The 19,723-nt window shown below is 60.2% G+C and carries 19 protein-coding genes; 6 read left to right on the top strand and 13 right to left on the bottom strand.

Annotated features, from left to right (window positions below):
• Positions 1–42: 42 nt before the first annotated feature.
• Positions 43–258 carry a 30S ribosomal protein S21 gene (rpsU, locus tag PspS35_RS27140; protein WP_002551877.1) on the bottom strand — a complete coding sequence of 72 codons (216 nt, stop codon included), beginning with the start codon at positions 256–258 and terminating at the stop codon, positions 43–45.
• Between the two features lie 202 nt (positions 259–460).
• Between rpsU and tsaD the strand changes: the two genes are divergently transcribed.
• Positions 461–1,486, top strand: coding sequence for a tRNA (adenosine(37)-N6)-threonylcarbamoyltransferase complex transferase subunit TsaD (gene tsaD, locus PspS35_RS27135; protein WP_159937503.1), 1,026 nt, complete (start codon positions 461–463; stop codon positions 1,484–1,486).
• A gap of 33 nt (positions 1,487–1,519) precedes the next feature.
• Here tsaD and plsY read toward each other — a convergent pair whose 3' ends face one another.
• Positions 1,520–2,089: a glycerol-3-phosphate 1-O-acyltransferase PlsY gene (plsY, locus tag PspS35_RS27130; protein ID WP_159937502.1), complete on the bottom strand. Its 570-nt coding sequence runs from the start codon at positions 2,087–2,089 to the stop codon at positions 1,520–1,522.
• A gap of 72 nt (positions 2,090–2,161) precedes the next feature.
• On the opposite strand from plsY, the gene folB reads away from it, so the two are divergent.
• Together folB and folK are read left to right on the top strand one after the other, a co-directional pair.
• A complete protein-coding gene (gene folB / locus PspS35_RS27125) occupies positions 2,162–2,515 on the top strand; it encodes a dihydroneopterin aldolase (protein ID WP_015886183.1) in 354 nt (117 codons plus the stop codon).
• A complete protein-coding gene (folK, locus tag PspS35_RS27120; protein WP_159937501.1) occupies positions 2,506–3,018 on the top strand; it encodes a 2-amino-4-hydroxy-6-hydroxymethyldihydropteridine diphosphokinase in 513 nt (170 codons plus the stop codon). The genes folB and folK overlap by 10 nt, the downstream gene beginning before the upstream one ends.
• 46 nt (positions 3,019–3,064) lie before the next feature.
• Here the strand turns inward: folK and PspS35_RS27115 are convergent, their stop codons facing one another.
• The 11 genes from PspS35_RS27115 to PspS35_RS27065 all read right to left on the bottom strand — a co-directional run bounded on the left by PspS35_RS27115 (position 3,065) and on the right by PspS35_RS27065 (position 17,104).
• Entirely contained in the window at positions 3,065–4,288 is a 1,224-nt protein-coding gene (locus PspS35_RS27115; RefSeq protein WP_159937500.1) for a multifunctional CCA addition/repair protein, read from the bottom strand.
• A 63-nt stretch (positions 4,289–4,351) separates the two neighbouring features.
• A complete protein-coding gene (locus PspS35_RS27110) occupies positions 4,352–5,917 on the bottom strand; it encodes a SpoVR family protein (RefSeq protein ID WP_159937499.1) in 1,566 nt (521 codons plus the stop codon).
• A complete protein-coding gene (locus PspS35_RS27105; RefSeq protein ID WP_016977872.1) occupies positions 5,914–7,185 on the bottom strand; it encodes a YeaH/YhbH family protein in 1,272 nt (423 codons plus the stop codon). Before PspS35_RS27105 ends, PspS35_RS27110 begins: the two co-directional genes overlap by 4 nt.
• A gap of 113 nt (positions 7,186–7,298) precedes the next feature.
• Positions 7,299–9,221 (bottom strand): PrkA family serine protein kinase, encoded by a 1,923-nt coding sequence (locus PspS35_RS27100; protein ID WP_017739508.1) that lies wholly within the window; start codon positions 9,219–9,221, stop codon positions 7,299–7,301.
• 284 nt (positions 9,222–9,505) lie between these two features.
• Positions 9,506–9,835, bottom strand: coding sequence for a thiosulfate sulfurtransferase GlpE (gene glpE, locus PspS35_RS27095; protein ID WP_159937498.1), 330 nt, complete (start codon positions 9,833–9,835; stop codon positions 9,506–9,508).
• Between the two features lie 9 nt (positions 9,836–9,844).
• Positions 9,845–10,696, bottom strand: a complete 852-nt coding sequence (locus PspS35_RS27090) for a symmetrical bis(5'-nucleosyl)-tetraphosphatase (RefSeq protein WP_159937497.1) — start codon at positions 10,694–10,696, stop codon at positions 9,845–9,847.
• Positions 10,696–11,076, bottom strand: a complete 381-nt coding sequence (gene apaG / locus PspS35_RS27085; RefSeq protein WP_159937496.1) for a Co2+/Mg2+ efflux protein ApaG — start codon at positions 11,074–11,076, stop codon at positions 10,696–10,698. The genes PspS35_RS27090 and apaG overlap by 1 nt, the downstream gene beginning before the upstream one ends.
• A 104-nt stretch (positions 11,077–11,180) precedes the next feature.
• Positions 11,181–11,993: a 16S rRNA (adenine(1518)-N(6)/adenine(1519)-N(6))-dimethyltransferase RsmA gene (rsmA, locus tag PspS35_RS27080; RefSeq protein WP_099585669.1), complete on the bottom strand. Its 813-nt coding sequence runs from the start codon at positions 11,991–11,993 to the stop codon at positions 11,181–11,183.
• On the bottom strand, positions 11,990–12,979 hold the full coding sequence (gene pdxA, locus PspS35_RS27075; RefSeq protein WP_159937495.1) for a 4-hydroxythreonine-4-phosphate dehydrogenase PdxA: 990 nt from the start codon (positions 12,977–12,979) through the stop codon (positions 11,990–11,992). Before pdxA ends, rsmA begins: the two co-directional genes overlap by 4 nt.
• Positions 12,976–14,316, bottom strand: a complete 1,341-nt coding sequence (locus tag PspS35_RS27070; protein WP_159937494.1) for a peptidylprolyl isomerase — start codon at positions 14,314–14,316, stop codon at positions 12,976–12,978. The genes pdxA and PspS35_RS27070 overlap by 4 nt, the downstream gene beginning before the upstream one ends.
• Complete coding sequence (locus PspS35_RS27065) at positions 14,291–17,104, bottom strand: LPS-assembly protein LptD (protein ID WP_159937493.1); 2,814 nt, start codon at positions 17,102–17,104, stop codon at positions 14,291–14,293. The genes PspS35_RS27070 and PspS35_RS27065 overlap by 26 nt, the downstream gene beginning before the upstream one ends.
• A gap of 130 nt (positions 17,105–17,234) precedes the next feature.
• Here PspS35_RS27065 and PspS35_RS27060 point away from each other — a divergent pair, with 130 nt between their 5' ends.
• The 3 genes from PspS35_RS27060 to PspS35_RS27050 are packed head-to-tail and all read left to right on the top strand — an operon-like array spanning position 17,235 to position 19,700.
• The gene (locus tag PspS35_RS27060) at positions 17,235–18,260 is read left to right on the top strand and encodes a phosphotransferase (protein WP_159937492.1); all 1,026 of its coding nucleotides are present in this window, start codon (positions 17,235–17,237) and stop codon (positions 18,258–18,260) included.
• Positions 18,257–18,931 carry an N-acetylmuramate alpha-1-phosphate uridylyltransferase MurU gene (gene murU / locus PspS35_RS27055; protein ID WP_159937491.1) on the top strand — a complete coding sequence of 225 codons (675 nt, stop codon included), beginning with the start codon at positions 18,257–18,259 and terminating at the stop codon, positions 18,929–18,931. Before PspS35_RS27060 ends, murU begins: the two co-directional genes overlap by 4 nt.
• Before the next feature lies 1 nt (position 18,932).
• Positions 18,933–19,700: a TerB family tellurite resistance protein gene (locus PspS35_RS27050; RefSeq protein ID WP_159937490.1), complete on the top strand. Its 768-nt coding sequence runs from the start codon at positions 18,933–18,935 to the stop codon at positions 19,698–19,700.
• The last annotated feature ends 23 nt before the right edge of the window (positions 19,701–19,723 follow it).

The raw sequence follows: 19,723 nt of genomic DNA, 5'->3' as shown, positions 1-19,723 counted from the left end.
GAGGGCCGGGCTTGGCAGAAGCTTGCTACGAACGTCTGTGTATTAGTACAGACGAACGGCGCGGCGCTGTTCGCGCTGAACTTTCTTGGCGTGACGCTTAACAGCGGCTGCTGCTTTGCGCTTACGCTCAGAAGTTGGCTTCTCGTAAAATTCGCGGCTACGAACTTCAGCCAGTACACCGGCTTTTTCGCAGGAGCGCTTGAAACGACGCAGAGCTACGTCGAAGGGTTCGTTCTCTTTAACTTTGACGGCTGGCATCCAGAGCTACCTTCTTTCATTACCGGGATCAACGTTCTCGTCGCAAAAAATTCGCGGCTGAGGTCGTCGGTTTTTAAGGGTTGCGGATGTTAACCCCTCATTGACCGGAATGCAAAGCCTCTGATCGAAAACCGCTAGTCGGGAGGGGGACTGGCGACTATTATGCGCGCCTTCGAATTTAGCCTCTACAAGGCGCAAACCCATGCTAGTACTGGGACTTGAAACCTCCTGCGACGAAACCGGTGTCGCACTTTACGACAGTGAACGCGGGCTTTTGGCCGATGCATTGTTCAGTCAGATCGACCTGCATCGTGCCTATGGTGGCGTGGTGCCGGAGCTGGCCAGCCGTGATCACGTCAAGCGCATGCTGCCGTTGATCCGCCAGGTGCTGGACGAGGCCGGCTGCGTGCCAACCGAGATCGATGCGATCGCTTACACCGCCGGCCCCGGATTGGTTGGAGCCCTTCTGGTTGGGGCTTCTTGCGCCCAGGCGCTGGCGTTTGCCTGGGGTATTGCGGCCCTCGGTGTGCACCACATGGAAGGCCATTTACTGGCGCCGATGCTGGAAGAAAACCCGCCGCAGTTCCCGTTCGTCGCTTTGTTGGTTTCGGGTGGGCATACGCAGCTGGTTCAGGTCGACGCAATCGGGCAATACACGCTTTTGGGCGAGTCGCTGGATGACGCCGCCGGCGAAGCGTTCGACAAGACCGCGAAGATGATGGGCCTCAATTATCCAGGCGGGCCGGAAATCGCCCGTCTCGCTGAAAAAGGCGTTGCCGGGCGCTACACATTCCCGCGTCCGATGTGCGATCGCCCCGGTTTGATGTTCAGCTTCAGCGGCTTGAAAACCTCGGCGCTCAATACCTGGCAGCACAGCGTCAGCGCCGGGGACGACGGTGAGCAAGCTCGTTGCGACATCGCGCTGGCGTTCCAGCAGGCCGTGGTGGAGACTTTGACCATCAAGTGCAAGCGTGCACTGAAACAGGCGGGCATGAAGCGTCTGGTGATTGCCGGTGGCGTCAGCGCCAACAAGGCCTTGCGCGCCTCATTGGAAAAAATGCTCGGCGACATGAAGGGTGATGTGTTCTACGCGCGCCCAGAGTTCTGCACGGATAATGGCGCGATGATCGCTTACGCTGGCTGTCAGCGTTTGCAGGCCGGGCAGCATGAAAGCCTGGCGATCAGCGTGCAGGCACGCTGGCCGATGGAGCAGTTGCCGCCGCTGTAAGGGCGCCAACTGAGCCGGGCGCCTGGGCGATATTTAAAAATGCCGTTCGCGCCCGGCAAACAGGTCGCGTAGATTGCCGCGGTGACGCCAGACGATCAGTAGCGTCAGCACGCTCATCGGCAACAGTGCCGCCGGTTCCTGCCAGGCCAGCAGCGGCAGGGTGAGCGGCGTGGCAATCAAGGCGGCCAACGAGCTGGTGCGGGTCAGGTAGAACGTCAGCAGCCAGGCGAGCACGGCCAGCAACGCTGCCGGCGGGTAGACCCCCAGCAGCATGCCGGCCGCCGTGGCGACACCTTTGCCACCGCGAAAGCGGAAGTACAGCGGAAACAGATGGCCGAGGACGGCGCACACGCCCACCCAGGCCTGTTGTTGCAGGGTAAGGCCGGCGAGGTTGGCGATCAGCACGGGCAGCAAGCCCTTGCACACATCGCCGAGCAGCGTCAGCACGGCGAGCTTCTTGCCGGCCAGGCGCAGCATATTGGTGGCGCCGGCATTGCCGGAGCCACTCATTCGCGGATCGGGATTTCCCGTCAGGCGGCTGAGCAAAATGGCGAAGGACAGCGAGCCGAGCAGGTAGGCGAGAAGCGCCAGTGACCAAAACATGCTAACTATTCCGGGCGAGGACGCCCTGATTCTAACGGGGCATCGCGCCCTTGTCGTGCAGCGGAGAAGAGCTTGGACAGAGTGTTTATCGAAGGCCTGGAAGTCGACACCGTGATTGGGGCCTACGACTGGGAGCGCGGGATTCGGCAATGCCTGCGCCTGGACCTGAGCTTCGCTTGGGATAACCGCCCGGCTGCGGCCGGTGACGACCTGACCCTGGCGCTGGATTACGCCAGCGTGTCCGCGCGCATCCAGGCCTTTGCCGAACAGTCCCAGTACCAATTGGTGGAGACCTTCGCCGAGCGCCTGGCCGAAGTGCTGATGAGCGAGTTCCAGATTCCCTGGCTGCACCTCAAGCTGACCAAGCCCGGCGCCGTGCCGGCCGCCAAGGGCGTGGGCGTGGAGATCGAGCGCGGATGTCGCTAATCCAGATTTACCTGGGCCTGGGCAGCAATATCGAGCGCGAGCCTCATTTGCGCGCCGGGCTCGATGCGCTGGCGGCTTTCCTCACGGATGTCCGCTGCTCGGCGGTGTTCGAAAGCCAGCCGGTGGGAATCAAGAGTGGTCCATTCTTCAATCTGGTGGTGTCGGCGTATACCGATCTGTCGTTGGCGGAGTTGGACCGTCGGTTGAAATCCATCGAGGCTGAAAACGGCCGCTATGCAGCGGACCGTAAAGGCCTGCCGTTGGATATCGACGTGCTGCTGTACGGCGAGTTGGTGGGGGATTTCGACGGTTTGATCCTGCCTCGCGCAGAGATCCTGAAAAACGCCTTTGTGCTGTGGCCGCTATCGATGATGGCGCCGGATCGCGTGCATCCTGAGGTGGGCAAGACGATGGCTGATTTATGGCGCGATGCGCAGATTGATCAAGTGCTGGCGCCTGTCGCCTTTGAGTGGCGGGGTCAACAGCTCACCCCGCACATGTAGGCATCGAGCGGTTGTGGCCACGGAGCGCGCTCCATGGCCACGCCCGTCAGTGTTTGCCCTTGTAGGCTTGCAGCGCGCCCAGCCGTTCGCGCTTGAGCGCCTCGCCCAGTTGCGGGCCTTTGAAGCCTTTCTCCAGCAGTGGGGCCACCGGCACTTCGCGTGCAGCCTTGGCCGCGCCGCGCAAGTAATCCGCCTGTGGATAACTGCGTTGCTCAAAGCCCTTGCGGCCCCGGGCATCCATTTCGCAGGCGACCACAAACTCCTCAAACCGCTGCGGTCGGCGATATACGTCAAAACTCTGCAGCAACTCCAGTAGCGTCGAGGCCTTCAGCTCCAGCACCCGATGACCGTGGGTGTGATATTGACCTACCAGCAGCGCCAATTCCTGACAGTCCCTCGGCACTTTGAAGCGTTCATTGACTGCCTTGATCAGTTTCAGGCCGCGATGTTCATGGGCAATGTGCTGCGGCAACTTATCCACAGGCGTCAGGCCCTTGCCCAAGTCGTGCAGCAGGCAGGCCCAACGTACGGTCAGCGGTTGTTTGTGCAGGGCGGCCTGTTCCAGCACGCTCAGGGTGTGCACGCCAGTGTCGATCTCAGGATGGTGCGCCTCGGGCTGTGGCACGCCGAAGAGCGCGTCCACTTCCGGCATCAGGGTTTTCAGGGCGTTGCAGTCGCGCAGGACCTGGATGAACACCTGGGGTTGATCTTCCATCAATGCCCGGGAGATTTCTTTCCAACTGCGCTCCGGCGTCAAGGCCTCCAGTTCGCCTGAATCGCTGAGTTGACGCATCAGTTCGAGGGTCTCCGGCGCCACCGTAAAACCCAGGTGTGCATAGCGCGCGGCAAAGCGTGCAACGCGCAGAACTCGCAGTGGATCTTCGGCGAACGCGGGGGAAACATGGCGAAGAATGCGTGCTTTCAGATCGCGCTGGCCGTGATAAGGATCGGTCAGCTTGCCGTCATCGTCTTCTGCCATCGCATTGATGGTCAGGTCGCGGCGAATCAGGTCTTCTTCCAGCGTGACTTCGGGGCTGGCGTGAAACACAAAGCCGCCGTAACCCCTGCCGCTCTTGCGTTCAGTGCGGGCCAGGGCGTACTCGTCGCCGTTTTTGGGGTCCAGGAACACCGGGAAATCCGCGCCCACTGGCTTGAAACCCTTGGCAAGCATTTCTTCAGTGGTCGCGCCGACGACCACGCGGTCGATATCGGTGACCTTGATGCCCAGCAAGCGGTCACGCACGGCACCGCCGACGTTGTAGATTTTCATGAAAAGGCCTCCATTAGCGGCACAGGATAACGCCTGTGCCTGGCCAATGGAGGCTTTGCTGTTTCAGAGGTGAACGACGGCCAGGTCCAGGCGGCCGTAGTCGTTGTCGTTGTGATCGCTGCGCGGTGGTACGTGGTGGGTTTTCACCACTTGGTCGCCCTGCAGGGTTTCCAGGTGGATGTCGAAGCCCCAGAGCCGGTGCAGGTGCTTGAGTACCTCCTCAGTGGAGTCACCCAGGGGTTTGCGGTCGTGCTGCTGGTGACGCAGGGTCAGGGAGCGGTCGCCACGCACATCGATGCTGTAGATCTGTACGTTGGGTTCGCGGTTGCCCAGGTTGTACTGTGCGGCCAAGGTCTCGCGGATGGTGCGGTAGCCAGGCTCGTCGTGGATGGCCGGTACGACCAGATCATCCTTGAGGTCGTCATCGAGGATGCTGAACAGCTTGAGGTCTCGAATCACCTGGGGTGACAGGTACTGCAGGATAAAACTCTCGTCCTTGAAACTGCTCATGGCGAACTTGATGGTGGACAGCCAATCGCTGCCGGCGATTTCCGGGAACCAGCGGCGGTCCTCTTCGGTGGGGTGTTCGCACATGCGCCGGATGTCACGGTACATGGCAAAGCCCAGGGCGTAAGGGTTGATGCCGCTGTAATACGGGCTGTCGAAGCCCGGCTGGAATACCACGCTGGTGTGGGACGTGAGGAACTCCATCATGAAGCCATCGGTGACCAAGCCCTCGTCGTACAGGTCGTTCATCAGTGTGTAGTGCCAGAACGTTGCCCAGCCTTCGTTCATCACTTGGGTTTGGCGCTGTGGATAAAAATACTGGGCGATCTTGCGCACGATGCGCACGATTTCCCGCTGCCATGGCTCCAGCAGCGGCGCGTGCTTTTCCAGGAAATACAGGATGTTTTCCTGAGGTTCGGCGGGGAAGCGCGCATTGTCCTTATCGCTGTTCTTGCCGGCGCGTTTGGGAATGGTGCGCCACAGGTCGTTGATCTGCTTCTGCAGGTGCTCTTCACGCTCCTTCTGACGCAGACGTTCTTCCTCGGCGGAAATCGGGTACGGGCGTTTGTAGCGGTCGACCCCGTAGTTCATCAGGGCGTGGCAGGAGTCGAGCAGGTCTTCCACGGCATCAATGCCGTGGCGCTCCTCGCACTGCATGATGTACTGCTTGGCGAACACCAGGTAATCGATGATCGAACTGGCGTCGGTCCAGGTACGGAACAGGTAGTTGCCCTTGAAGAAGCTGTTATGCCCATAGCAGGCGTGAGCCACCACCAGTGCCTGCATGCAGATGGTGTTTTCCTCCATCAGGTAGGCGATGCACGGGTCGGAGTTGATTACGATCTCGTAGGCCAGGCCCATCTGCCCCCGAGTGTAGGACTTCTCGGTGCTTAGGAAGTGTTTGCCGTAGGACCAATGGTGATAGCCCAGCGGCATGCCGACAGACGCGTAGGCATCCATCATTTGCTCGGCGGTGATCACTTCTATCTGGTTGGGGTAGGTGTCCAGGGCATAACCCGCCGCGATCCGGCTGATTTCCCGGTCGTAGGCCTGGATCAGTTCAAAGGTCCACTCGGAGCCGGTGGAGATGGGTTGGCGCTTAGTCTCTTTTTTGGCGGTCATGTCACTAACCTGCGCTGGAAGAGTTCACGGAAGACCGGGTAGATATCGCCGGCCGAGACCAGTTGCTGCTGGGCGAACGTGTCGGCAAAGGCTTCGCCGATTCGCTCATATTCGAACCACAGGGCCTGGTGCTCACGAGGGGTAATTTCGACGTAGGTGTAGTACTGCACGAAGGGCATGATCTGGTTGATCAGGATGTCGCGGCAGATGGGCGAGTCATCGTTCCAGTTGTCGCCGTCCGATGCCTGGGCGGCGTAGATGTTCCATTCGTTGGCCGGGTAGCGCTCAGCCATGATCTCCTGCATCAGCTTAAGGGCGCTGGACACGATGGTGCCGCCGGTTTCCCGCGAGTAAAAAAACTCCTCTTCGTCGACTTCCCGCGCGCTGGTGTGATGGCGGATGAATACGACGTCGATCTTGTCGTAGTTCCGCTTCAGGAACAGGTACAGCAGGATAAAGAACCGCTTGGCGATGTCTTTGGTGGCCTGGGTCATGGAGCCGGACACGTCCATCAGGCAAAACATCACCGCCTTGGAGCTTGGGTTGGGTTGTTTGACGAGCAGGTTGTATTTCAAGTCGAACGTATCAAGGAACGGCACGCGATGGATGCGCGCGCTGAGTTTCTCAATTTCTGCTTCGATTTCCTGGATATCGCCGAAGTTATCCGGTTCTTCGCGCTTCAAGCGTGCCAACTCTTCCTTGGCTTCCTTCAGTTTGGCGCGGCTGCTGCCCGACAGGGCGATACGCCGTGCATGGGCCGAGCGCAGGGTGCGGATGATATTGATGCGGGACGGGTTGCCCTCGTTGCTGATCCCGGCGCGCACGGTCTTGAAGGTATCGGTACCGGTCAGGTTACGTTTGACCAGGTTCGGCAGTTCCAGGTCCTCGAACATGAACTCCAGGAATTCCTCCTGGGTGATCTGGAACACGAACTCGTCCATGCCTTCACCGGAGTTGCCGGCCTTGCCTGGACCCTTGCCACCGCCCCCGCCTTGAGGGCGCTGGATATGTTCGCCGGTGGTGAATTCCTTGTTGCCAGGGTGCACGACGGTCTGTTTGCCGCCCCGACCGTGATGCAGCACGGGTTCGTCGATGTCCCGTCCGGGAATGCTGATTTGCTCGCCATGCTCCATGTCGGTGATGGAGCGGCGGCTGACGGCCTCTTCAACGGCCTTTTTGATGTGGTCACGGTAACGCCGCAGGAAGCGCTGGCGGTTCACCGTGCTCTTGTTCTTGCCATTGAGGCGTCGGTCGATCACATAGCTCATGGGGAGCCCTCCGGGCAGCTTCACGTTACAAGCTTCAAGCCGCGAGCTGGAAGCTTAGAGACAAGCGGTCAACTGCCAGGCCAGATGCCCGGCAGTGAACGCTTGCCGCTGCCTTACTGTGATTTACGAACCCGCAGGTACCACTCGGAGAGCAGTCGTACCTGTTTGTCGGTGTAGCCACGCTCGACCATTCGTGTGACGAAGTCGTTGTGTTTTTGCTGATCCTCCTTGCTGGCCTTGGCATTGAAGCTGATGACCGGCAGCAGGTCTTCGGTGTTGGAGAACATTTTCTTCTCGATGACCACCCGCAGCTTCTCGTAGCTGAGCCAGGTCGGGTTCTTGCCGTTGTTGTTGGCGCGGGCGCGCAGCACGAAGTTGACGATCTCGTTGCGAAAATCCTTCGGATTGCTGATGCCGGCCGGTTTTTCGATTTTCTCCAGCTCCTCGTTGAGTGCCACGCGGTTGAGGATCTCGCCGGTTTCCGGGTCGCGGTATTCCTGGTCCTGGATCCAGAAGTCGGCGTACAGCACGTAGCGGTCGAAGATGTTTTGGCCGTACTCGCTGTAGGACTCCAGGTACGCGGTCTGGATTTCCTTGCCGATGAACTCGATGTAGCGCGGCGCCAGGTATTCCTTGAGGAAGCGCAGGTAGCGCTCGCGGGTTTCGGCCTGGAATTGCTCCTGTTCGATCTGCTGTTCCAGCACATAAAGCAGGTGCACTGGGTTGGCGGCGATCTCGTGCGGGTCGAAGTTGAAGACTTTGGACAGGATCTTGAACGCAAAGCGCGTCGACAGGCCGTTCATGCCTTCATCCACGCCCGCCGTGTCGCGGTATTCCTGGATCGACTTGGCTTTAGGGTCGGTGTCCTTGAGGTTTTCACCGTCGTACACGCGCATCTTCGAGTAGATGTTCGAGTTCTCCGGCTCCTTGAGGCGCGACAGTACGGTGAACTGGGCGAGCATCTTCAGCGTGTCGGGTGCGCAATGGGCCTTGGCCAGGGAGCTGTTGAACAGCAATTTGTCGTAGATCTTGATCTCATCGCTGACCCGCAGGCAGTACGGCACCTTGACGATGTAGATCCGGTCGATGAAGGCTTCGTTGTTCTTGTTGTTGCGGAAGGTGTGCCATTCCGATTCGTTGGAGTGGGCCAGCAGAATCCCGGTGAACGGAATCGCGCCCAAGCCTTCGGTACTGTTGTAGTTGCCTTCCTGGGTCGCGGTGAGCAGTGGGTGCAGCACCTTGATTGGTGCCTTGAACATCTCCACGAATTCCATCAGGCCCTGGTTGGCCCGGCACAGCGCGCCCGAGTAGCTGTAGGCGTCAGCGTCGTTCTGTGGGAATTCTTCCAGTTTGCGGATATCGACCTTGCCCACCAGCGCGGAAATATCCTGGTTGTTTTCATCCCCAGGCTCCGTCTTGGCCACGCCGATCTGGTTGAGGATCGACGGGTAGAGTTTCACTACACGGAATTGGCTGATGTCGCCGCCAAACTCGGCCAGGCGCTTGGTGGCCCAGGGCGACATGATGGTGTTGAGGTAGCGCCGTGGGATGCCGAAGTCTTCTTCGAGGATCGCACCATCTTCCGTGGCGTTGAACAGGCCCAGGGGCGACTCGAAGACTGGCGAGCCCTTGATGGCATAGAAGGGCACTTTCTCGATCAACTGCTTGAGCTTTTCGGCCAGGGACGACTTGCCGCCACCGACGGGGCCGAGCAGATAGAGGATCTGCTTCTTCTCTTCCAGGCCTTGGGCGGCATGGCGGAAGTAGGAGACGATCTGGTCAATGCATTCTTCCATTCCGTGGAAGTCTTCAAAGGCCGGGTAGCGGCGGATCACCTTGTTGGAAAAGATCCGCGACAGGCGCGAATTGTTCGAGGTGTCTACCAGCTCCGGCTCGCCAATGGCCAGCAACAGGCGTTCGGCGGCAGACGCGTAGGTGCTGCGGTCCTTTTTGCACAGCTCTAGATACTCTTGAAGCGTGAGTTCTTCCTGCTGTGTGGACTCGAAGCGTTGTTGGAAGTGGCTAAAAATACTCATGACGTCGTCACCTCGCTCGATACGTGGAGCCGACGCCGGATCAATCAGTCGATGCTGGCAGTCATTGACGATCGCCAATGGCCGTTTTCCCCCCAGAACACCCTAAACGCTACCGATGACCCGCACGCCGGTGTACCGGCTCTCCCCTGATTCGGATGGCCTGCGCTTAAGGATAGTTCGGAATCCGGGAGGTCAAGGCGCGATACGCAATTAGTTTGCCTGCGCCGTTCGTCAGAAACGGCGCGAGCCCAAGCGTCACGCGGGATAGCGGGGTTTGAAAAAAATTATTGTGAATCGCCCGAGGAAATCTCTGCAGGATAGGTCGTACGCCACAGCTCAAAACCACCGTCCAGGCTATAGACGTCGGAGAAGCCTTGGCTGATCAGGTAGGCAGCGGCGCTCTGGCTCGAGTTGCCGTGGTAGCAGGCCACGATCAGAGGCGCGTCGAGGTCGGCGGCACGGATGAAGTCGGCAATGTTGACGTTGTCCAGATGCCGGGCGCCGGTGATGTGGGCTGCGGCGTAAGTCGGCTGGTCGCGGATATCAACCACTACCGCGCCTTGCTCGCGCAAGGCTTGGGCTTGTTCGGGAGGGATACGTTTGAATTCGCTCATGGCAGGCTCCTAAGGCTTGACTGCGGTCTGCTGTGTGACGGGAAGGGGAGACTCACACTGGCAGCTGTGGCGCTCGCCAGTGTCGATGTTCATCAGGGTCATGGCGCCGCCCCACACGCAACCGGTGTCGAGGGCGAACACGCCGGGTTCGTTGCATTTGCCTTCCAGGGCGGCCCAGTGGCCGAAGATGATCTTCGTGTCACGGGTCTTGCGCTCTTTGTGGGCGAACCAAGGCTTGTAGCCGGGCAGGGCGGTGTCGGCGCCTTCCTTGCTCTTGAGGTCCAGCTTGCCCTCGGCGGTACAGAAACGCATGCGCGTGAAGTAGTTGGTGATCACTCGCAGGCGTGCGACGCCTGCCAGGTCGTTATCCCACTTCACCGGCTCGTTTCCGTACATGCCGTCGAGGTAGGCGGTGTACAGGCTGTCGTCGGCCAGGGCGCTTTCGACTTCGGCGGCGCACTTCAGGGCTTTCTTCAAGGTCCACTGCGGTGGGATGCCGGCATGCACCAGGGCCATGTTGCGGCCTTCGTCGTAATGCATGATTTTTTGCCGGCGCAGCCAGTCGAGCAACTCTGCCCGGTCAGGTGCTTGGAGGATTTCGCGCAGCGTGTCGCCCTTTTTCAGGCGCTCAATGTTATTGCCGGCGGCCAGCAGGTGCAGGTCGTGGTTGCCCAGCACACACACCAAGGCATCACGCAGGCTATATAAGTAGCGCAGGGTTTCGAGGGACTCGGGGCCGCGGTTGACCAAGTCACCGACCAGCCAAAGCCGATCGTTTGCCGGGTCGAAGGCCACACGTTCGAGCAGGCACTTGAGCGGCTGCAGGCAGCCTTGCAGGTCGCCGACCGCGTACGTCGCCATCAGTGCAGGGATCCCGGCACGGCGAGGCGGAACGGCGCGATGATGGCGTCGAACAGTTGGCCGTCGGTAGCTTTCATCTGATAGGAGCCTTGCATGGTACCGACTTTGGAAGTCATCACCGTGCCGCTGCTGTAGGTGTGGCTGGCACCAATGTCGATCAGCGGCTGCTGGCCAACCACGCCGGCACCGCGTACTTCTTCGACCTGGCCGTCACCGTCGGTGATTACCCAGTGGCGTGACAGTAATTTGGCCGGCACCAGTCCGTTGTTCTTCACCGTGATGGTGTAGGCAAAGGCAAAGCGGTTTTGTTCGGGTTGCGATTGGTCCGCGAGGAAGCGGGTGACGACGCTGACGTCGACCTGATAGCGAGGATCGGACATGCAAGAGGCCTTAAAAGCAAAAGCGGAGGACAGCAGATGCGGGTCAGTCTAGGCCAAGAGGTGGGCACTAGGCCAGACATGTGTCTGGCCTGTACACAAGGTGATCAGTCGGCGGCTGGCGCAGGCTGAATGGCAAGCTGGTCGGCCAGGCGCACGAATGCGGCCAAGTCCAGTTGCTCGGGGCGCAGGCTGCCATCGACGCCGGCGGCTTCGATTTCAGCGTTGCTCAGCAAGGCCTTGAGCGTGTTGCGCAGGGTCTTGCGGCGTTGGTTGAACGCCTCACGCACGACGCGCTCCAGCAGCTTGTGGTCTTTGGCTGGGTGCGGCAGCACAGCGTGTGGCACCAGGCGCACGATGGCCGAGTCGACTTTTGGCGGCGGGTTGAACGCACCTGGGCCGACGTTGAACAGGTGCTCAACGCGGCAGTGGTACTGAACCATGATCGACAGGCGGCCCCAATCACCACCACCGGGCCCCGCAGCCAAGCGCTCAACCACTTCTTTTTGCAGCATGAAGTGCATGTCGCGGATGATCCCGGCGTTGTTCAGCAGGTGGAAAATCAGCGGCGTGGAGATGTTGTACGGCAGGTTACCGACCACCCGCAGACTGTTGGGCGCGGCGTTGAGGCTGTTGAAGTCGAACTTCAGTGCATCGCCCTGGTGAAGGTTGAAGTTGGATTTGCCGGCGAACTGCTGGTTGAGGATCGGGATCAGGTCCTTGTCCAGTTCAACCACGTCCAGTTGGCCACCGCTGGCCAGCAGGCCTTGGGTCAGTGCGCCCTGGCCTGGGCCGATTTCCAGCAGACGGTCTTCGGGCTTGGCATGGATGGAGCGCAGGATGCGGTCGATCACGCCAGCATCGTGCAGGAAGTTTTGCCCGAAGCGCTTGCGCGCCCGGTGTTGGTAATGCTCGGTCATATACGGGTCTCGGCCATCTGATAGGCGGTTTCCAGAGCCACGTGCAGGCTGCCGGTATCGATCTTGCCGCTGCCCGCCAGGTCCAGGGCGGTGCCATGGTCGACGGAAGTGCGGATGATCGGTAGGCCCAGTGTCACGTTGACGGCGGCGCCGAAGCCTTTGTATTTCAGCACCGGCAGCCCCTGGTCATGGTACATCGCCAGCACTGCGTCGCAGTGCTCCAGATATTTGGGGGTAAACAGAGTGTCCGCTGGCAGTGGGCCGCGCAGGTCCATGCCTTCTTGGCGCAGACGCTCCAGGGTTGGTTCAATGATGTCGATTTCTTCATGGCCCAAATGACCGCCTTCACCGGCGTGCGGGTTGAGCCCGCAGACCAGGATGCGCGGCTGGGCGATGCCGAATTTTTGTTGCAGGTCGGCGTGCAGGATGCGCGTAACACGTTCCAGGCGCTCGACGGTTATAGCGTCGGCGATATCGCGCAGCGGCAGGTGCGTGGTCACCAGGGCGACTCGCAGGCCACGCGTGGCCAGCATCATGACAACTTGTGCGGTGTTGGTCAGTTCGGCAAGGAATTCGGTGTGGCCGGAAAAGGCGATACCGGATTCGTTGATCACACCCTTGTGAACCGGGGCGGTGATCATGCCGGCGAAGTCGCCGTCGATGCAGCCTTGCCCGGCACGTGTCAGGGTATGCAGTACGAACGCCGCATTGGCTTTGTCCAGTTGCCCTGCAACCACTTTGGCCTGCAGCGGAGTGTCCCACACATATAGGCTGCCGGCGGGCGCCGGCAGGTCGGGCCAGTTGCCCGGCGCCACGTCCAGCAGGTTGACGGCCACACCCAGTTGCGCGGCCCGCTCAAGGAGCAGGTCGCGGCTGGTGATGGCAATCAGGGGATGTGGCTGAGGCTGCGTAGCGAGCAGCAGGCACAGGTCTGGACCAATGCCGGCCGGCTCGCCGGGTGTTACCGCGAAACGCTGGGGTTTCACTGTGCTGCCTGGTCGGTGCCTGTTTGCTCGGCGCCTGGCAGCTTGTTCTCTACGTAGGCTTCGTCACGGATCTGACGCAACCAGGTTTGCAGCTCTTCATCGTATTTGCGGTTACGCAGTACGTTCAGCGCTTGTTGCTCGCGGGCCTGGCTGGTGTTGTCGGTGGCGCGGCGGCCAAGGACTTCCAGTACATGCCAGCCATATTGGGTCTTGAACGGCTTGGACAGTACGCCTTGCGGAGTATCGGCCATCACCTGCTGGAACTCGGGAACCAGCGCTTTCGGGTCGATCCAGTTCAGGTCACCACCGTTGAGCGCCGAACCTGGATCTTCCGAAAAGCTCTTGGCCAGGGTGGCGAAGTCTTCACCGCCTTCGATGCGGTCATAGATCTTCTGGGCCAGTTCCTTGGTTTGCGCCTCGGTACGGATTTCGCTTGGTTTGACCAGGATGTGACGAACATGCACTTCGTCTTTCAACGAGGTCTCGCCACCACGACGCTCCAGCAGCTTCAGGATAATGAAGCCACCTGGCGTACGGGCTGGCTGGGTGATGCCACCAACTTCCATCGCGCTCAGCTCGCGGTCGAACGGAGGCGGCAGTTGAGCAGCTTTACGCCAGCCCATGTCACCGCCTTCAAGGGCGTTGTCGCTGCCTGACTGTGCAATCGCCATCTGCGCAAAGTCGGCGCCGGCCTTCAGGCGGTCATAAACCGCCTGGGTTTTGGCTGCGGCGGCATTGAGCTGCTCGGAGTTGGCGCTGTCCGGGGTCGGAATCAGGATATTGGCCAAGTGCAGTTCTTCGGAAAGCTGCATCTTGCCCAGGTCTGAGGCGAGGAAGTTCTTAACTTCCTGCTCGGACACCTGGACTCGCTCGGCCACACGGCGCTGGCGTACACGGCTGATGATCATCTCGCGACGGATCTGGTCACGGGCGTCTTCATAGGAAAGACCGTCGTGAGCCAGGGCTGCGCGGAACTGATCGATGCTCATGTTGTTACGCTGAGCGATGGTGCCGACTGCCTGGTTCAGCTCTTCATCCGAGATCCGGATGCCGGAACGATCACCGATCTGCAGTTGCAGGTTTTCGACGATCAGACGTTCCAGCACCTGTTGGTCCAGGACGCTGGTAGGCGGCACGCCACCGCCACGCTTGGCGATGGTCTGCTGAACTTCCTTGACCCGTTGGTCCAGTTGGCTCTGCATGATCACGTCGTTATCGACGATGGCCACCACTTTATCCAGCTGTTGAACCGCAGCGTGTGCCGATGCGGTTCCCAGGAACAGCGCGCCCAGTACGAGCGGGCGCAGACAATCAGAAAGCTTGGTCTTCACGTTCACGATAACCTTCAATGCCTTTGTCGAGGAAGCTCTCTACCTTGGCGCCGGTCAGGCCGCCGAGTCCTTTGAGGACGATTTGGAGGAAGAGCCCGTGGTCACCCTTTTCGTTGAGCGGGGCGATCTGGCTGTATTCGTCGTTGGAAACCCAGTAACGGTTGATAACGCGCAGTTTCCAGCAGCAGTTGTCGTACTCGAAGCCACCGAAGGCTTCCAGGGTACGGTTGCGGGCATAGTCATACTGCCAGCGGGTGATCAGGTTCCACTGAGGAATGATCGGCCACATCATCGAGAAGTCGTGTTGTTGGATTTTGTAGTAATCCTTCACGTAGTTCTGGTCGCCTGGCTGACCGTAGTCGCCACCGAACTGCCACTTACCAGTCAACTGGTTGTAGACAACCTGGTCGTTACGATAGCGGTAACCGACGTTGATGATCTTGTTCGGGTTGTCTTCCGGCTGGTAGTGAAGCATGGCGCTGCCGGAGCGAGGGCTGTGCTCCTCGGTGTCCCAGTTGTAGTCGGCCGTGGCGCGCCAGTCGCGGTTGAAGCGGAACTCGTAGTCCAGGGCAACCGGGGATACGTCGGACTGTGCATCGGCACGGTCGGCGGCCAGGATGCCGGGCAGTTGAACCTCACGATCCTTGAAGTACACCGCCTGGCCCACGGATACGCGCTGACGCTCGAAGCCGTTTTCTTCGATCCAGCGGCTGGTCAAGCCAAGGGACAGCTTGTTTTCGTCGCCGATACGGTCGGAGCCGCTGAAGCGGTTGTCGCGGAACAACGATGCGTAGCTGAACGAGTATTCGCTGGTATCGAAGACCGGGATATCAGCCTGATCCTTGTTCGGCACGTACAGGTAGAACGCACGTGGCTCAAGGGTCTGGCGATAGTCCTTGCCGAACCAGTTGGTATTGCGATCGAAGTACAGGCCGCTGTCGACACTGGCCACCGGAACCGCACGGTCCTGGGAGCTCTTGAAGCTGCCGCCTGCGTACTGAGTGCCGTTCCTCGCTGCGGTAGCCTGGTCAGCAATAATCTGGTTCTTGCCGATGTTGTCCAGGTCTAGATCGTACTTGGTATACACGTACTTGAGCTTCGGCGTGACGAAGCCGTAGGTCCAGTTCATCGGGTATTCGACGGCAGGAGCGACGTTCAGGCGCGTACCGTTCGCACGGGTCAGGCCACGTACGTAGGTGTCCAGGCGACGTTCAGATTCACCGTTTTCGTTGATGAAATCGCCGTTTTCCAGGTTGCGCTCAAAGCGTACCGCTTCGGTCTCGTAGCTGAAGTTCAGGCCACCCGGATGGTACGGCAGGGTACCGTTGAAGGTGATCTGCGGCAGGCGATCATAAGGCGTGACCTGGGAAATGGTCGCCAACTGGTAGGCCTGAAGGTTCAGGCGTGCCTGGAAGTTATCGCCGCGATAGGTCACGGAGCCCTGTTGATTGACATAGTCACGGCTCTCCACGCCTTCCTGATAGGACTTGAGGTCCTGGAAGTAGTAAGGATCGCTGATCGTGGTGTAGTCGACCTGGGTCAGTACACGTGAGTCCAGCCCGCCCTTGTGCTGCCAATTGAGCATGTAGCGGGTTTTTTCGTAATCGGTCTGCTTCTTGCGTTCGTCGTTGTCGTCGTTCAGGTACGCGCCGCCGAACTGGCCTTCGCTGGACTTGGTGAGGTAGCGGAATTCGCCTTCCATCATCATGCCGCGCTTGGTCATGTATTGCGGGTACAACGTGGCGTCGTAGTTCGGTGCCAGGTTGAAGTAGTACGGCGTGACCAGGGTGAAGCCGGTTTCGCTGCCGGAGCTGAAGCTTGGCGGCAGGAAGCCGGATTGACGACGGTCGTCGATCGGGAAATAGATGTAAGGGGTGTACAGGATCGGGATGTTCTTGATCCGCAGCGTCGCGTTGGTGGCCGTACCGAAACCGGTGGCCGGGTTCAACGTGATGTTGTTGCCCTTGAGCTGCCAGGCGTTGCTGTCTGGCTCGCAGGTGGTGTAAGTACCGTCCTTGAGACGGATGATCGCGTTTTCGGCACGCTTGGCGTACAGCGCGTTGCCGCGGATCCGCGACTTGTGCAGCACGTACTCGGCGTTGTCGACCTGTGCCGCGCCGGTGTCCAGTTGCACTTCTGCGTGGTCGCCCACGATCAGGGCACCGTTATCGCGCATACGGACATTGCCGTTCAGCTCGCCACGGTTCTCGGCCTGGTACAGGCTGGCCTCTTCGGCTTCCAACTGCATGCTGCCCTGGCGCATGACGACGTCACCGGCCAGGGTCGCGACTTGTTGTTCCTGCTCGTAACGAGAGGCTTTGGCGCCGATAAAGGTGGGCGCATCGCTCTTGTTCGTCTTGTCGTTCATGCCAGGACGAGTAGGCTCGATGTACGCACCGCCGCAATAAGGGCCGGTTTCGGCCAGTTGGGCTGCGGTCAGCTTGTCGCGAGGTACCCAGTCCAAATGGCTGTAGTCGGCACTGCGCGAACGCAGGCCACGGCCCTTGGATTCGGTAACCAACGCGGTCTTGGGCTCGGCCGTGGCACTGCCACCCGCCTCGGCCTGCGCCGTGCTGTTGGCCGAGCTGACGGCAGCACCGTCATGCACCGGGCGCGGTGGCAACGGAGCCGCCGCGGTTTTCGGTGCGCAATTCCAGGCACCCGAAGCAGAGACTGAGCAGTCATACTGTTCCGCGGCGACCACGAATGAGGTGGCGAAGGGTTGCATGGCCAGCAGACTGCCGGTTACCAGCAACGGAAATTTTCTACGAAACGCGGGGGATTTCAATGCCATCTTATTAGTCCGGGCTTCCTGCGTGCCATCTGCCCGCGGTGTGGGCCGCACGCCTCTCGATGGTCTGAAAAAGATGCGTGATAATAAAGCATGCCCCGCTTGACGGCTAGCGCCGTCGGAGACCCTTGTAATGCCCGAGCAAGATCTACGTTTACAACAGTTGGAAGTCTGGCTGGATGAGCAGTTGCCGATCCTTTTCAACGCTCAAGACTGGGGTCCCGTACCCCCGGCCACATTGACCGCGGCCAGCAGCGACGCGAGTTTCAGGCGCTATTTCCGTTGGGAAGGCGGGGGCCGGACGTTCGTGGTCATGGACGCGCCACCGCCCCAGGAAAACTGCAAACCCTTCGTTGATATCGCACATTTACTCGCAAAATCAGGAATAAATGTTCCAAAAATTTATGCAGAAGATTTGCAACGTGGCTTTCTTTTGCTGAATGACCTAGGCAGAAAAACCTTTCTGGACGTGATTGACGAGCAAAACGCCGATCAATTGTTTGCCGACGCCATCGACGCGTTGCTGGCATTCCAGCAGTTGCCGATGGACGCGTTGCTGCCCAGCTATGACGTCGCTTTGTTGCGCCGTGAGCTGGAGCTCTTCCCAGAATGGTATGTGCGCAGGCACCTGGGCATCGAACTGGATGCGACGCAACAGGCACTCTGGCAGCGCGTCAGTGATCACCTGATCGACAGCGCGTTGTCGCAGCCGAAGGTGCTGGTGCACCGCGACTACATGCCGCGCAACCTGATGATCAGCGAGCCGAACCCAGGCGTGCTGGATTTCCAGGACGCGGTCTATGGCCCGGTGACCTACGACATCACCTGCCTGTTCAAGGACGCCTTCCTCAGTTGGCCAAAGGCACGCGTGCGCGAATGGCAGCGCGGCTATTGGGAACGTGCGAGCCAGGCCGGCATCCCGGTACAACCGGACTTCAATGACTTCCTGCGTGCCAGCGATTTGATGGGCGTGCAGCGCCACCTCAAGGTCATCGGTATCTTCGCGCGTATTTGCCATCGTGATGGCAAGCCGCGCTACCTGGCCGACGTACCGCGTTTCTTTGCTTATATAGAAGCGGTGCTCGCGGATCGCCCGGAGTTGAGCGAGTTGGCTGAGCTGCTGACCAGCCTGCGTCAACCCGTTGAGGCGACTGTATGAAGGCCATGATCCTGGCCGCCGGCAAAGGTGAGCGCATGCGCCCGCTTACCTTGCACACCCCCAAGCCATTGGTGCAGGCCGGCGGCAAGCGTCTGATCGAGTATCACTTGGAGGCGCTGGCCAAGGCCGGCTTCACCGACATCGTGATCAACCACGCCTGGCTCGGTCAGCAGATCGAGAGCTACCTGGGCGACGGCGCGCAGTTTGGCCTGCGCATCCGCTATTCCCCGGAGGGCGAACCCCTGGAAACCGGCGGCGGGATTTTCCAGGCCTTGCCGTTGCTGGGGGATGAGCCTTTCCTGGTGGTCAATGGTGATATCTGGACCGACTACGACTTCGCCCAGCTCAAGCAGCCGCTCAACGGCCTGGCTCACTTGGTGATGGTCGACAACCCGGCGCACCACCCTTCGGGCGGTGACTTCTACCTGGATCAGGGTCTGCTTCATGATGCGGCGCCCGGTGCCGATAACCTGACCTTCAGTGGCATTTCAGTGCTCGACCCCCTGTTGTTCGCGGGTTGCAGTGCCGGTGCCTTCAAGCTGGCGCCGCTGCTGCGGGCGGCGATGACCAAGGGTCAGGTAACGGGGGAACATATGGCGGGACGCTGGATTGATGTCGGCACGCTGGAGCGCTTGGCGCAAGTCGAAACCTTGCTGACAGCAGGGCAGTAGCATGTTGTGGCCAGGGACGCTGATCGGCGCCGGGGCTGGCTTTGCCATTGCCAGTATTCCGGGGGCCTTGTTGGGGGCGCTGTTGGGGCAGGCGTTGGACCGCCGTCTGCAACTGCACAACTGGGCTCAGTTGCGCGAGCGTTTGGGCGGCCGTCCGGCGTTGCGTAATGACGAACTGCTATTCGTGTTGCTCGGGCGCTTGGCCAAAAGCAACGGGCGCGTGGCGGATGGGCATATCCAGCAGGCGCGCCAGGAGATGCGCTCGCTGGACATGACCGACTCGGCCCAGCGCCGTGCGATCGCGGCATTTAACCGTGGCAAGTCTGGCTCGGATCGGGTGCGCAGCTACCTGCGCGTGCTCAAGGCCCAGCCTCATGCGGCGGAAGGGGTGTTGCGTGCCTGCTGGCGGATGGTCTGGGCGGACGGCAAGGCGGATGACGCCGAGCGCGACCTGATCGACCTGTGGGGCAAGTGGTTGGGCTGGACACCGCAACAGCTTCAGGCCTTGGCGGCCGACTACACGCCGGAGCGCAAGCCGTTGGTCAATCGCGGCGGTAGCTATCAAGACGCGCTGCGCTTGCTCGGTGTAACGGCGACTACCGAGCCGTCGGTAATCAAGCGTGCCTATCGTCGTCTGCTCAGCCGCCACCACCCGGACAAGGTCGCCGGCAGTGGCGCCAGCCCCGCGCAAGTGCGTGACGCCACCGAGCGTACCCGCGAGTTGCACAACGCCTATGCGTTGATTCGTGAGCGCCGGGATTTTCGCTAGATTCACGGATAACCATAAACCAG

The organism is Pseudomonas sp. S35 (assembly GCF_009866765.1).
Lineage (GTDB): Bacteria > Pseudomonadota > Gammaproteobacteria > Pseudomonadales > Pseudomonadaceae > Aquipseudomonas.
Note: the sequence above shows the minus strand (reverse complement) of the source record. Positions and strands in the feature narration are given on the sequence as shown.

Excerpts from the sequence above, each read along its gene's own strand:
- plsY (WP_159937502.1), bottom strand. The coding sequence starts at position 2,089 with ATGTTTTGGTCACTGGCGCTTCTCGCCTACCTGCTCGGCTCGCTGTCC.
- apaG (WP_159937496.1), bottom strand. The coding sequence starts at position 11,076 with ATGTCCGATCCTCGCTATCAGGTCGACGTCAGCGTCGTCACCCGCTTC.
- PspS35_RS27090 (WP_159937497.1), bottom strand. The coding sequence starts at position 10,696 with ATGGCGACGTACGCGGTCGGCGACCTGCAAGGCTGCCTGCAGCCGCTC.
- rsmA (WP_099585669.1), bottom strand. The coding sequence starts at position 11,993 with ATGACCGAGCATTACCAACACCGGGCGCGCAAGCGCTTCGGGCAAAAC.
- PspS35_RS27060 (WP_159937492.1), top strand. The coding sequence starts at position 17,235 with ATGCCCGAGCAAGATCTACGTTTACAACAGTTGGAAGTCTGGCTGGAT.
- PspS35_RS27105 (WP_016977872.1), bottom strand. The coding sequence starts at position 7,185 with ATGAGCTATGTGATCGACCGACGCCTCAATGGCAAGAACAAGAGCACG.
- PspS35_RS27065 (WP_159937493.1), bottom strand. The coding sequence starts at position 17,104 with ATGGCATTGAAATCCCCCGCGTTTCGTAGAAAATTTCCGTTGCTGGTA.
- PspS35_RS27100 (WP_017739508.1), bottom strand. The coding sequence starts at position 9,221 with ATGAGTATTTTTAGCCACTTCCAACAACGCTTCGAGTCCACACAGCAG.
- PspS35_RS27050 (WP_159937490.1), top strand. The coding sequence starts at position 18,933 with ATGTTGTGGCCAGGGACGCTGATCGGCGCCGGGGCTGGCTTTGCCATT.
- rpsU (WP_002551877.1), bottom strand. The coding sequence starts at position 258 with ATGCCAGCCGTCAAAGTTAAAGAGAACGAACCCTTCGACGTAGCTCTG.
- tsaD (WP_159937503.1), top strand. The coding sequence starts at position 461 with ATGCTAGTACTGGGACTTGAAACCTCCTGCGACGAAACCGGTGTCGCA.
- PspS35_RS27115 (WP_159937500.1), bottom strand. The coding sequence starts at position 4,288 with ATGAAAATCTACAACGTCGGCGGTGCCGTGCGTGACCGCTTGCTGGGC.
- folK (WP_159937501.1), top strand. The coding sequence starts at position 2,506 with ATGTCGCTAATCCAGATTTACCTGGGCCTGGGCAGCAATATCGAGCGC.
- glpE (WP_159937498.1), bottom strand. The coding sequence starts at position 9,835 with ATGAGCGAATTCAAACGTATCCCTCCCGAACAAGCCCAAGCCTTGCGC.
- murU (WP_159937491.1), top strand. The coding sequence starts at position 18,257 with ATGAAGGCCATGATCCTGGCCGCCGGCAAAGGTGAGCGCATGCGCCCG.
- PspS35_RS27110 (WP_159937499.1), bottom strand. The coding sequence starts at position 5,917 with ATGACCGCCAAAAAAGAGACTAAGCGCCAACCCATCTCCACCGGCTCC.